A 12,974-nucleotide genomic window follows, 5' to 3' on the forward strand; every position below is an offset into this window, starting at 1 on the left:
TACATTTGGATAAAATATCCTTTAACTCCTTTTCATATTATTCGAATACTCTTAAATACCTATATTAAACAGTTATTTAGCTTTACATCTGTTTTCTAACACAAAGACACTGTTTATTAGATATGGAATCTGCAAAATTTCAATTAAAATAGGAAAGAAATGAAAAGCAAGGTTGAGTTTAGTTCAAAGTTCCTAACAGAGGAAAGGAGAAGGTGAATTTATGCATGTAGTCGTGAAAGCGAATTGTATTATTTCTGTTCCTCAGAAAATATCAACTCCTGTCCAACATGCCCTTGATATGATCAAAAGAGATCACAAAAAGATATTTGGCTGTCAGCCAATACTAAAAACAGCAGCAGAACAAGAGGCAACAATTATTATTAACTATGCAAAAGGTGGAAAAGAGTGTCCTACAAGACCTGAAGCATTTTGTTTCCGCTTCCAACAAATTAATGAAAAATGGATACTAAACATAATCGGGTATGACGATCTTGGACTAGTTTATGGCTTACTACATTATAGCCAACAATATTTAGATATAGATCCTTTTTGGTTTTGGGGAGATTTGGATGTTGAGCAAAAATCGCAAGTCCTTATTCCTACCATAGATTATGTATCTAAGGATCAACTAGTAAAATATAGAGGCTGGTTTGTAAATGATGAGGTCTGTTTAATTGGATGGAAAGAAGAATACCCACCTTCTAAAGAGGTTTGGTATCCCGTATTTGAAGCCTTATTACGATGTGGAGGGAATATGGTGATACCCGGAACTGATCTTCCTAAAGCAGGAATTCATGCAGAGTTAGCTGCAGAGATGGGTTTATGGGTCACACATCATCATGCTGAGCCACTAGGCGCAGAAATGTTTTTACGTGCATATACCGGTAAAAAACCAAGCTATAAAGAACATCCTGATTTGTTTGAAGCATTATGGACTGAAGCAATTCAAAAACAAAAGGACCAAAACATCGTTTGGGTACTTTCCTTTCGGGGGCAAGGAGATGCACCTTTTTGGCAGTATGACCCGGAATTCGATACACCGGAAAAAAGAGGAGCGATGATTTCTAAAGTCGTTCACAGGCAATATGAAATGTTATGTGATGCAATCGAACAGCCGGTTTGCAGTATGGCTCTTTATGGTGAGATCGCGGAGTTATATAAACAAGGACATATTGATGTGCCTGATGAAATAATGAAAATATGGGCAGATAATGGATATGGAAAGATGGTTTCAAGGAGACAGGGGAACGAAAATTATCGGATTCCTTCTTTGCCGACTGAAAATGATTCAGGAGAACACGGAATTTATTATCATGTTACATTTCATGATCTTCAAGCTTCAAATCATTTAACCATGTTTTCATCTCCACCTCAATTAATAAAAGAGGAAATTGAAAAATCATTTGCTTCAGGAGCTACATCTTATCTTTTATTAAACAGTGGTAATATCCGTCAACATCTTTATCCTTTAGATCTAGTCAGTCAATTATGGAGATATGGTACTGTTGATGTTGAAGTACATCTTCAACAGTTTGTAAACCGATTTTATTCAAGCTATCATGATGAAATGACCAAGCTCTACAGAAGCTACTTTGAAAAAACAATTAAGTATGGTCAAAATGAGGATGATCGAGCAGGTGAGGAATTTTATCATCACAATGCAAGAAAAATCATGGGTCATTGGCTGCAAGATAGAGAGAACTCTGCTAATGAAAAGTTATTTTGGGCAACGGGTGAAATTCCATTTATTGATCAAGTAAATTGGTTTCTTGAAAAATGTCAAGATGGGTTAATTGGCTGGGAAAATCTATTAAATAAATGTCATAAACTTTCATTAAAACTTTCAACCTCTGATAAGCAAAGGTTTTATGATCTTTTTGTTTCTCAAGTAGAATTGCATGTAACTGGCTGCAAAGGTTTCATTTCGTTGTGTAAGGGGTACAAAAGTTTCACTAACCAGCACTATCCACTTGCATTTGTCCAGGTGTCGGAATCCATTTGGGCTTATCAAGAAAGTTTGCTGGCATTTAAAAAGTCAGAACATGGAAAGTGGAACCATTTTTATCGTGCTGATTGGCTGACAAATGTAAAAAGCACACTATATTCACTTGAAGCATTGCGAAAATATATTAGAATGCAAGAAGATAGCCCTGACTTCTTCTTATGGTATAAAGAATATGTGATGCCTGAAACTGAAAAATACATTTATTTAGAAAATACACATCGCAAGCCTTTATCTGATGATGAACTAGCCAGAAAATTATCTGAGAAGTTTCAGGGAATAATGGAATTTTAATACGTTTATATGGCTGTAAGCCTCTTTTCTTTCGAAAAGGGCTTCTTTTATATTTTTCAGGATAAGATATAATGAAAGATAAATATAAGATGTATTTTTAGAGAAAAAGGTTGGGCAGGATTCTTTTATTAAAATGGAGTGTTTTTTATGGGGATTAGTTTAAAGGAAATAAATTTGTATGAAAATTTTGATGAGTTAGCACAGGATATCTTAGAGATGGCTCAGGAGTTTTTTCCTGGTAAGTTGCTCTTTCTCTCGAATTTTTCTCATAACAAACAAATTATCCTTAAGCTTTCTGATAAAGATACAGATATCTCTCTAAGTGAAGGGATGTCTATCGAACTTAACCAAACTGTTTGTAATAAGATTGATTTTAAACAAAACAAACCACTAATGATTGAGGATGTAAAGAATGAACCAGTTCTTGTTGATTTAAAAAATATGCTTGAGGAAGCCAATATTCATTCATATGTTGGAGTCCCTATTACTGTAGGAACTGGCGAGGCGTTTGGGACATTATGTGCTGTTCATCATCATGAAAGTGAGTTTTCAAATAAAAGTGTTAAAATGCTACAACGAATCGCCCGAATGTTTTCATACTATTTTGAATTAGAGCGTCTCGCATTTCGCGATTCTTTAACAGGGCTTTATAATCGATATTTTTTATATAAATATTTTGATCATTATCCAGTCAAGGATGGAGCTATTTTCTTTTTGGACTTAGATGGATTTAAAACGATTAACGACAAATATGGTCATGAGAAAGGTGACCTTATATTAAAAGAGGCTGCTTCAAGGCTTGAATTATTCTTAAAGGAGCAAACAGGTTATGCGGTAAGATTAGGTGGTGACGAATACATCATTGTGATAGAAGATGTGACTTCAAAAGAGGATTTAACAGAAATTTCAGAAAGCATACTAACACTTTTATCTACATGGGATAAAAATATGCATGAGTCTCAATTATCCGTTAGTATTGGAATTGATACCTACACCTCAAAAGAGAAGGTCGATGTAAATTCCCTTTTGAAAAATGCTGACCAAGCCTTATATCGCGCAAAATCAAAAGGAAAGAATAGATATCAATTTTTCAGTTAAGATGGCGATTAAAAATAACATGACAGAAAAGACTCCTTTTTTAAAGAAGTCTTTTTTAACTATTTTCGTTTCTAAGCCGAATTAATATAGTCTGCAAAGCTTTGTCAAAACTTATTAACTCATCTGTATTCATAGATAAATTCTCAAGTAATTTTGATGGAATGCATGTTGCTTTTTCTTTCATTTCTTTCCCTTTATCTGTAAGAGAGATAATAACACTTCTTTCATCTTCTAGAGACCTTTGGCGTCTAATAATATGATTTGCTTCCATCCTTTTTAGCATCGGGGTTAGAGTACCGGAATCTAAGAATAATTTCTTGCCGAGCTCCTTAACGGTTATGGAATCAGATTCCCATAAAACTAATAAAACAAGGTATTGAGGATAAGTAATGTCCAAGTCTGCAAGTAAATCACGGTAAAGTCTGGTGATTTCTCTTTCAGCTGTATATATTTTAAAACAAATTTGATTTTCTAATTTTAACATTTCACTCATTTACAATGGTTCCTTTCAAAGTTTATACCAGTATTATAGTACACAATATGAATGTTTTCAAAAAAATTGTAGGCAATTAAATTGAGGAGTTGTCTCAAATCTAAAGGGATTTGACAGTCAGCAGTTGGGAAAGTAAGAGGCAAATTGGTCAAGAAAATACAAAGACCGTTCAGATCGTCTTACATCCAAATAGGATCATAAAACCGTGCTGAACGGCACATACTTCTACTTATTTTTATTCTTCATCATTTATTTCACCATCACCAATCTCATCTTCACCTGGTGCATCGTCACATGCAACAACAGATGTAGCAAGAAGAGCTGCTAGTAAAATTGCAAAAAGCTTTTTCATTTTGTGATTCACCTCATTTCACAATGACTTAAATAATCAACTATTATTTTTTCCTTGAGTGGTTTTGTTTATGTATTTTTTTGGTTTTCATATTGTGAATGCTTATATATTTTGATATGCATTTATCGCCTACCATGATAAAATAAAGAAGTTCTTATACATAACAGGAGGAAGAGAATGGACGCTCTAGCCAAAAGATACATAGAATTATATCTTTGTTTTTCTGAAGACTTAGGCAGGTTTCTAACTGAGCCTGAACAGGAATTTTTAAGATGGCTTGTATCAAATGAATAAGCTCTAAAATGAGAGGGTTAACAATACAAGGTGTTAGCCTTTTTACTATGGACTATTAAACGTAAATTGAAACCTTTTTACACTTCATCCGTATAAGATGATATACACTGGTATATTTGGAGGGAGATTTTTGAAAAGATTTTTTATGATGTTTGCCATTTTTACATTATTGATTAGTTCAGCTTGTTCTGTAGTAGATGAGGTAAATAAATCGGTGAATTATGTTGATGAATCCACTAGTTATTTAACATCAGTTAGTGATTTTGCCGAACAAGCACCAGACTTAATACAGACTGCGGTGACAGATGAAACTTCAAGAGATGAACTTGAAAAACAACTTCAGTCGTTACGTCAACAAATGGTAGAATTTAATAACCTTGAAGCTCCAACGATTGCTGAGGATGTCCATCAAGATATCGTGACTCAAAATGAAGCTGCTTTAGAGAAGATTGATCAACTTTACAAGGATGGAGAGCTTGTGGTGGAAGAGCTGCAAAACTCTGAAATAGTCCAAACGCTAGAAGACATAAGTTCTCTTATGAATACAGTACAAAGCTTAGAATTATAATAAAATGATGTTCCGGGGCTGGGTCTTATGCGCATTGTTTATGAGCAGGAGGCCTAGCTCTATCTTTTTCTCTTGAATTTTAGGAGGTAGCTTAACTTTTCTTTTTTTTATTTTTAGTATAAGATATATTCATGTGATACTATGACCAAGTCATAATTAATATAATTTCTTACCATTAAATAAAAGCATTCATATATACAGAGACTATTTTTTCACAAGGGGAGAAACTTATCATGAGAAAAAGAGTAGTTATAACTGGAATTGGGGCTGTTACTCCATTAGGCAATGATGTTCAAACAACCTGGGACCATGCCAAAAAAGGAGTTTCAGGAATTGCAGAATTGACAAGAGTTAATTCGGAACCTTTCAATGTAAAAGTAGCTGCTGAAGTAAAGGATTTTTCACCACAGGACTTTATTGATCATAAAGAGGTTCGCAGAATGGCCAGATTTACGCATCTTGCTATTGCAGCCAGTAAAATGGCTATTAAAGATGCAGGGGTAAATATTGGGAAGGATGTATCAGCTGAAAGAGTAGGAGTATGGATCGGTTCAGGTATTGGGGGACTTGATGAATTTGAGGAGCAGCATAAGCGTTATTTAAGTAAAGGACCCAAACGAGTTAGCCCATTTATTATTCCTATGTTTATACCTGATATGGCTTCTGGCCGAGTTTCAATTGAGTTAGGTGCAAAAGGAATTAATAACTGTTCCGTTACCGCATGTGCTTCAGGTGCAAACTCTATTGGGGATGCCTTCAGGGTCATACAAAATGGTGGAGCCGATATGATGGTGACAGGAGGTTCTGAAGCATCAATTACAGAGATGACAATTGCAGGTTTTTCAAATATGACAGCATTATCAACTAATCATGATCCAGCTAGCGCAAGTCGTCCATTTGATCAAAACCGTGATGGATTTGTTATTGGAGAAGGTTCGGGAATCCTTATTTTAGAAGAGCTGGAACATGCACTAGCACGTGGTGCTAACATATATGGTGAAATAATAGGATATGGTGCAACAGGCGATGCATATCATATCACTACGCCAGCGCCGGAAGGAGAAGGCGGGCAACGAGCGATGAACCTGGCATTAGAAGATGCGAATCTTTCACCAGATCAAGTGGATTATATCAATGCACATGGTACGAGCACGTATTATAATGATTTGTATGAAACAAAAGCGATAAAGGCCGTTTTTGGTGATCATTCGCATCGTCTTTCAGTTAGTTCCACCAAATCTATGACAGGACATCTATTAGGTGCGGCTGGAGCTGTAGAAGCCATTTTTTCTCTATTATCTATGAGAGATGGAATCATCCCGCCAACAATAAACTATACAACACCTGACCCTGAGTTAGACTTAGATTATGTACCTAATCATGCTAAAAAAGCCAATGTTGATGTTGTTTTATCAAACTCACTTGGATTCGGCGGACATAATGCAACATTATTGTTTAAGAAATATGAATAAATCCCTATATTAGAGTACGCCATAAAAAATGGCGTGCTCGTTTTTAATTCTAACGATCCTTTTTCCTTTTCTTTATTTCTTCTGTTACTACAAAAGCAAGTTCCTCATTGCCGTATAAAGATAATACATTCAGAAGTGTTTGATCTGGAATATGTTCAGATTCGCTCTTAGGTACCGTTAAATCAATCGTTTGCTTTAATGCATAATTCGCACTTTGATGAGGATATGCCCTGGAATAGACTTCTGTTGGATCAAGATCATGGTTCACACACCATTGAGCAAAGATGAGGATCATCATTTGTTCATCTTTTTGATAGTTTTCAATCATTTTCTGTTCTATTTCTTTAGAATTCACTATATAAAACTCCCTTGTCAGATATACAAACATTATAACGAATTGACGGCTGAATTCCTACTTTCAATTCTTTTTAAAATAGGCATTCACCCCTGTGAGATTATCTACATAAAGTAAGGGTAAAGGTGTGTGAAAGGGTGGTTAGATGACAAGTACAGTTCGTCATTATTATGCAGGCGGAAATACTGCAAAAGGCTTCTATAGTTTATATGATTCTGTTTTAGAAGGATTAGAGCGGATCTATATCTTAAAAGGTGGTCCTGGAACAGGTAAATCTTCTTTGATGAAGAAGATAGGTCGACTTATGGAAGGCAAAAAGATTGATGTAGACTATTTGCATTGTGCTTCAGATAACAATTCAATTGATGGAGTTATTTTACCGGAATTGAAGATTGGAATCGTTGATGGAACTGCACCACACGTCATAGAACCAAAAGCACCAGGTGTGATTGAAGAATACGTAAACCTAGGTGTTGCGTGGGACTCGAGGAAATTAGTCGAACATAAGGATGAAATTTTAGCTCTTAACAAAAAAATCTCTGATAAATTTAACAAAGCATATGATACATTTGCTGCTTCATTACGTGCACATGATGACATAGAAGAGATTTATATTTCCAATATGGACTTTTCAAAAGCAAATCAATTAACAGAAGATATTATTTCAAATTTTTATGAAGAGCAATCACTTGAAAAGGAACCAAAAATACAGCATCGTTTTTTAGGAGCAGCAACACCGGATGGAGCTGTTGATTTTATTCAAAATTTAACTGCTGATATTAAAAAACGGTATTTTATTAAAGGGAGAGCAGGTTCTGGAAAGTCAACTATGTTGAAAAAAATTGTCGCTGCAGGTGAAGAGCGTGGATTTGATGTCGAAGTCTACCATTGCGGTTTTGATCCTAATAGCCTTGATATGGTCATACTTCGTGAATTAGGTATAGCTATTTTTGATAGTACGGCTCCTCATGAATATTTTCCTGATCGGGAAACAGATGAAGTCATTGATATGTATGAAACATGTATAACACCAGGGACGGATGAAAAATATGCGGCAGATATTGAAAGAACAACACAAGCATATAAAGATAAAATGAAAGAAGCGATTTCTTATTTAGCTGAAGCCAAACAATTACGCGATCAATTGGAAGCCTACTATATTGACGCGATGGATTTTAATAAAGTTATCCAAATCACAAGGGAAATTATAAATAAAATAGAGTTATTTATTTCAGATAAATAATCTGATAGGGAAAGCCTCTTTAAAAAGTAAGAACGTATTGAGTTTGTTACTTTGTTTTAATGTTTAGCTCCAGCGCCTAGCACTTCTAGGATCTAGCCACAAATGAATAGAAGACAAAATACGTCTTCAATTCATTTGCTTATTATTTACCTGAGGCTGACCAAGGCGCATGCGCCTTTCTTAGTATTGAAACACTGCCGATACTTTTGCTTCGATTTCAATTTTGTTGCTTTGGATAGGTGGAGCTCCTTGTGATATAGATTCTGTTGAAAATGCAATTGATAGTGGCCGAGGTGAGAATGTACCTGATATTTCTGTTACTTTAACAGGAATCTTATTTATTGTTACACCAATTTGTTCTCCCAACTTTATCGCTTTTTCTGTTGCGTTTTTCATCGCTTGTTGTAAAGCTTCCTGATATAGAATTTCACGATTTGAAACATCAAAGCGAATGTTTTCCGCAATATTTGCTCCTGCTGCAACAGCAGCTTTAAAGACAGATCCAAGTTTTTCTAAATTATTTACTGTTATTTCCAGAATATGTTGAACCCTATATCCAGTCAGGATTGAAGCTCCTTCAGTAAAATCATAGACTGGCTGGATTGTATAAGAAATGGTATTGATATCATCACTAGAAATATTTATTTTATTTAAGTTTGAAATGACTTTGTTTGAAATAAGGGCATTTTGCGATTGAGCAGACTCTGCATCTTTTGATTCCGTTACAATTCCAATTTGAATAATTGCCTGGTCGGGTGAAACAGTTTTTTTTCCATTGCCTTCAACTGTCATCCTTCCACGCTCTGTTGATGTCATTCTAGTCATTGAAACAGGGGATTGAAAGTAATGAGGTGTATAATAGGACATGTTTATCAACCTTTCATTTAAAAGGTACTTATGAGAGACAACTAAATCAATAAATTTTCATTTAAAATTTGTATGAAGTTACCTATTATTGGTAAGATAAAGAAGTAATCGTAATATATGTACGCGTGAAAGGGGCATTTATTCATGGACAAGATTGAAGTTGGAGAAATATTTTCTATTACAGATGAAAACAATGAAGAAAATGAGGTTGAGGTGCTTGCTGCCATTACAATAGAGGGCACTGACTATGTTGCCGTAGGGTTTGTCGATGATATTCGTGATGAAACGGATGAAGATATTGATGTTTTTTTTATGAAGTTGGACCAAGAGGGAGATTTAGCTCCAATAGAAAGTGATGAAGAGTTTGAGAAAATCTCGTCTGTTTTCGATGATATTCTGGACGAAGAGGAGTAATGACTCGGAATAGGGAGAAGGGATCTCTCTATTCCAGTTATTTTTTCACCATTATCCGTGACATATCAGAATCGACAACCGTATAGCCAAGTCGATGAAGATGTTTTCGAATACCACTACGTTCCCATGTTAGAAAAAGTGATTGCGTTAATGAGTGTTTCGGATAAAAAATCCCAATTGTTGTTAACTCGTCAAATGATAATCCTTTTTGGACATAATTTTCAATCATTTCATCACGTTGATCAATTATATCAAGATAATTGATCATAGCCGCATGGAATTGCTTCTTATTGAATATTCCTTTTTGATGTCCTGTTATATAGTATTTTGCATCTAGTGAGAGAAGTCGCTTAGCTGAACAAATAAATTCTTCGATACATCCATCTGTACCATTATACCAAGGACCAAAAGAGGTCATATCATAATCACTGGTAAACACAATTCCTAAGTCAGGGAAAAAAGGACAGCTAAGCCCTTTGGTGTGGCCAGGGGTATGTAAGAAGTGAACATGAACATTTCCAAATGAATATTGTTTTTCATAATCATAATATCCATTAATCTCCGTTAAACTTTTTATCCATTCTTCAGGGATTTCTTTTTCCCATTTCTTTACACCTTCAGGACCCCATTCTTGAAAAATCCCATTAGCTTTTGAAATCCCTTCAATAGTTAAGGGCATATGATATTCAATTTGATTTATCCATTTTTCAGTATCAGAAAAAAGGGTATTATGACAAGTATGATCAGGATGATAGTGTGTATTGATGATCAAATCAATACCCGAATCAAGTTGAAGCTGCCTTAAAAGAGACGGATCTGCACCAGTATCAATTAATACCTTTTCACTTGAACCATCAATGTACAGACTTCTTGAAAAAGGAACCTTACTATTGTTAGGACCTTCGATTATTTTTACAGGACCGAGTTGTTCCACAAACATCACCTCTGACAAGTTATGAATGAATACTCATTCATTCTACCACATCTAAAAGAAAATGAGAAATAACTTTTATACATTTACTAAAAAGGACAAGCATATGATAAGAAGAGGACAAAAGGATGTGAGTTAAATTATATGATAACTAGTGGGAATAGGTATGCTGCGTCATTATATGCGACCATGTCAATAACGTTTTGGGGTGTATCATTTGTTTCAACAAAAGCTGTGTTAGACAAGCTAGATCCTTTTACACTCTTAGTCATTAGATTTGGGATTGGTGCTGTGTTTCTTTTCCTTCTTTTGATGATTTTGAATGAGAAATTGCTCATCAATTTTACATATATTCCTCATTTAATTGTTTTAGGTATATTAGGAGTTTTTATTCATCAAGTTATACAAGCAAGTGCACTTCTCACAATAGATGCTTCGTCTGCCGGGTGGATGATTTCATTGTCACCCATTTTTACCGTCATTTTATCAATGTTTTTTCTTCATGAAAGAATGACGCTATTCAAAGGTATCGGGATGATACTGGCCCTATTCGGTGTATTCTTGGTGACAACCGCTGGAAGTGAACAAACATTTGAACCTGTTTTAAATATAGGTTATTTACTCATGTTATTAAGCACTTTAAATTGGGCGATCTATTCGGTTCTCCTTAAGAAGTTAAGTATACCATTATCTCCTCTTGTGATTACGTTTTATATGAGTACAATCGGGTTTATACTAACTTTTCCATTTTTAATAAGAAATAAAGGGTGGGAATCATTTTCGCATTTACAAACAGAAGAATGGGCTCATTTATTTTTTTTAGGAATCTTTGTCTCGGGAGTAGCTTATTGGTATTGGGCAAAAGCACTTCACGTGTTAGAGGCAACACAAGTGTCTGTATTTCTCTATTTAGAGCCGTTAGCAACATTAATTGCTGCAGTGGTTTTACTTCATGAAAAAATTATTCTCATAAGTGTTATAGGAGGCATCATAATTATTATTGGAGTTGTATTTGTAAATGGTCAGCTGCACTATGTCTTGAATTGGTTCAATGGTAGAAATAAACATTAATTATTCATCCACACTCCTTAGTAATGATCAAACAGAATTGGACGTTTCAGCATAAGGAGGTTAGCGTGATGCATTATCAAAAACGACTTGAAGGAATATTAGGTAAGTTACAAAATCCTTCAAGTGAACAGTTAAAAGAAGCATTGTTGAAGGCTAATGTACAGCTTACAGAATTACTACCTGACCTGAAAACTTCAAAGGGGAAACCATATTTTCGGAAATTAATTTTTCAAAATAAACATGTAGAACTACTGGTTATGAATTGGTCTGAATTGGAATGTGCTCCACATGATCATGGACACTCTTTTGGATGGATTCAAGTTATTGATGGAACAGCTCAAAACACTGTGTATGAAGTAAAAGGTGATACACTCCCTAACGAACTTTTTACTGAGTTTCAAAAAAAGGGAAATGTTTTTTTTGCACCTAAAAATGGTGTTCATAAAATGTCTGTTTCAGATGAATACAAATTAGTGACACTACATCTTTATTCTCCGCCAATTACCGGGATGAAGGTCTATGATTTGGAAAAATGTGCTGCCTGTATTGTTTCTGACGACTGTGGGGCGTGGTGGCCGGAGGAAACAAGAGAGAAGGTGAAAGAGATTAAACTGTCAAAAGCTGCAGAATGAGACGTTCTGCAGCTTTTACTTTACGCAAATCCTTAGATTATTTCAGAGAAATAATATATGATAATTATTTATAAGATAAACTGAAATAAGGAGTTTTTATTTCCTATGAAACTTGTATCATGGAATGTAAATGGAATTAGAGCTTGCGTAAAAAAAGGGTTTTTAGATTATTTTCAAGAAGTTGATGCAGACATATTTTGTATTCAAGAAACAAAAATGCAAGAAGGGCAATTAGCTTTAGAACTTGAAGGATATGATCAATACTGGAATTATGCCATCCGTAAAGGATACTCTGGCACAGCTGTTTTTACAAAGAAAAAACCTTTGAGTGTTTCTTATGGTGTCGGAGAAAACGTAGAAGAAGCTGAAGGAAGAATCATTACGTTAGAGTTTGAAGAGTTTTATCTAATCACTATGTATACCCCAAATTCCAAACGTGATCTTTCAAGACTTGGCGAAAGACTGGTTTGGGAAGATGATGTTCGAGCATATATTACCAAGCTAGATCGAGTAAAACCTGTTATCTTATGTGGTGATTTAAATGTTGCACATCAAGAAATTGATTTGAAAAATCCGAAACCAAATAAAGGTAATTCAGGATTTACAGATGAAGAAAGAGAAAAAATGTCCCTTCTATTAAAGGACGGTTTCGTTGATAGTTTTAGACATTTGTATCCGGATAAAATTGATGTCTATTCATGGTGGTCATACATGAGTAAGGTTAGGGAAAGAAATATTGGCTGGAGAATTGACTACTTTATCATATCGGATATGCTGAAGGATCGATTGATCGATTCACAAGTGCATTGTGACATATTAGGAAGTGATCATTGTCCTGTTTGTATAGAGATAAATCTGTAGAAACCGATGTAATTTGGTTATACTATT

General features: G+C 34.8%; 13 protein-coding genes. 9 read left to right on the forward strand and 4 right to left on the reverse strand.

Annotation, left to right across the window (positions count from 1 at the left end; translation table 11 throughout):
* The first annotated feature begins 220 nt into the window (after positions 1–220).
* Complete coding sequence (locus tag LC095_RS06745) at positions 221–2,296, forward strand: glycosyl hydrolase 115 family protein (RefSeq protein ID WP_226527439.1); 2,076 nt, start codon at positions 221–223, stop codon at positions 2,294–2,296.
* A gap of 147 nt (positions 2,297–2,443) precedes the next feature.
* Positions 2,444–3,394: a diguanylate cyclase domain-containing protein gene (locus LC095_RS06750; protein ID WP_226527440.1), complete on the forward strand. Its 951-nt coding sequence runs from the start codon at positions 2,444–2,446 to the stop codon at positions 3,392–3,394.
* Positions 3,395–3,449: 55 nt separating this feature from the next.
* Here LC095_RS06750 and LC095_RS06755 read toward each other — a convergent pair whose 3' ends face one another.
* Positions 3,450–3,887: a MarR family winged helix-turn-helix transcriptional regulator gene (locus LC095_RS06755; RefSeq protein ID WP_226527441.1), complete on the reverse strand. Its 438-nt coding sequence runs from the start codon at positions 3,885–3,887 to the stop codon at positions 3,450–3,452.
* 776 nt (positions 3,888–4,663) lie between these two features.
* Here LC095_RS06755 and LC095_RS06760 point away from each other — a divergent pair.
* A complete protein-coding gene (locus tag LC095_RS06760; protein WP_226527442.1) occupies positions 4,664–5,101 on the forward strand; it encodes a DUF6376 family protein in 438 nt (145 codons plus the stop codon).
* A gap of 230 nt (positions 5,102–5,331) precedes the next feature.
* Complete coding sequence (fabF, locus tag LC095_RS06765) at positions 5,332–6,573, forward strand: beta-ketoacyl-ACP synthase II (RefSeq protein ID WP_226527597.1); 1,242 nt, start codon at positions 5,332–5,334, stop codon at positions 6,571–6,573.
* Between the two features lie 49 nt (positions 6,574–6,622).
* Here fabF and LC095_RS06770 read toward each other — a convergent pair whose 3' ends face one another.
* On the reverse strand, positions 6,623–6,928 hold the full coding sequence (locus tag LC095_RS06770; RefSeq protein ID WP_226527443.1) for a hypothetical protein: 306 nt from the start codon (positions 6,926–6,928) through the stop codon (positions 6,623–6,625).
* 145 nt (positions 6,929–7,073) lie between these two features.
* Between LC095_RS06770 and LC095_RS06775 the strand changes: the two genes are divergently transcribed.
* The gene (locus LC095_RS06775) at positions 7,074–8,171 is read left to right on the forward strand and encodes a PRK06851 family protein (RefSeq protein ID WP_226527444.1); all 1,098 of its coding nucleotides are present in this window, start codon (positions 7,074–7,076) and stop codon (positions 8,169–8,171) included.
* A 180-nt stretch (positions 8,172–8,351) separates the two neighbouring features.
* On the opposite strand, the gene LC095_RS06780 is transcribed toward LC095_RS06775, so the two are convergent.
* Positions 8,352–9,038 carry an SIMPL domain-containing protein gene (locus tag LC095_RS06780; RefSeq protein ID WP_226527445.1) on the reverse strand — a complete coding sequence of 229 codons (687 nt, stop codon included), beginning with the start codon at positions 9,036–9,038 and terminating at the stop codon, positions 8,352–8,354.
* Positions 9,039–9,182: 144 nt separating this feature from the next.
* Between LC095_RS06780 and LC095_RS06785 the strand changes: the two genes are divergently transcribed.
* Positions 9,183–9,452 (forward strand): DUF1292 domain-containing protein, encoded by a 270-nt coding sequence (locus LC095_RS06785; RefSeq protein ID WP_216773991.1) that lies wholly within the window; start codon positions 9,183–9,185, stop codon positions 9,450–9,452.
* A gap of 37 nt (positions 9,453–9,489) precedes the next feature.
* Here the strand turns inward: LC095_RS06785 and LC095_RS06790 are convergent, their stop codons facing one another.
* On the reverse strand, positions 9,490–10,386 hold the full coding sequence (locus LC095_RS06790) for an MBL fold metallo-hydrolase (RefSeq protein WP_226527446.1): 897 nt from the start codon (positions 10,384–10,386) through the stop codon (positions 9,490–9,492).
* A gap of 186 nt (positions 10,387–10,572) precedes the next feature.
* Between LC095_RS06790 and LC095_RS06795 the strand changes: the two genes are divergently transcribed.
* The 3 genes from LC095_RS06795 (at position 10,573) to LC095_RS06805 (ending at position 12,947) form a co-directional block, all read left to right on the forward strand.
* Complete coding sequence (locus tag LC095_RS06795; RefSeq protein WP_264195949.1) at positions 10,573–11,454, forward strand: DMT family transporter; 882 nt, start codon at positions 10,573–10,575, stop codon at positions 11,452–11,454.
* A 68-nt stretch (positions 11,455–11,522) separates the two neighbouring features.
* Positions 11,523–12,086: a cysteine dioxygenase gene (locus LC095_RS06800; protein ID WP_226527448.1), complete on the forward strand. Its 564-nt coding sequence runs from the start codon at positions 11,523–11,525 to the stop codon at positions 12,084–12,086.
* Between the two features lie 105 nt (positions 12,087–12,191).
* Positions 12,192–12,947, forward strand: coding sequence for an exodeoxyribonuclease III (locus tag LC095_RS06805; protein ID WP_226527449.1), 756 nt, complete (start codon positions 12,192–12,194; stop codon positions 12,945–12,947).
* Positions 12,948–12,974 lie beyond the last annotated feature (27 nt).

This window comes from Metabacillus niabensis (assembly GCF_020524345.1).
GTDB classification, from domain to species: Bacteria; Bacillota; Bacilli; order Bacillales; family Bacillaceae; genus Metabacillus; species Metabacillus niabensis_B.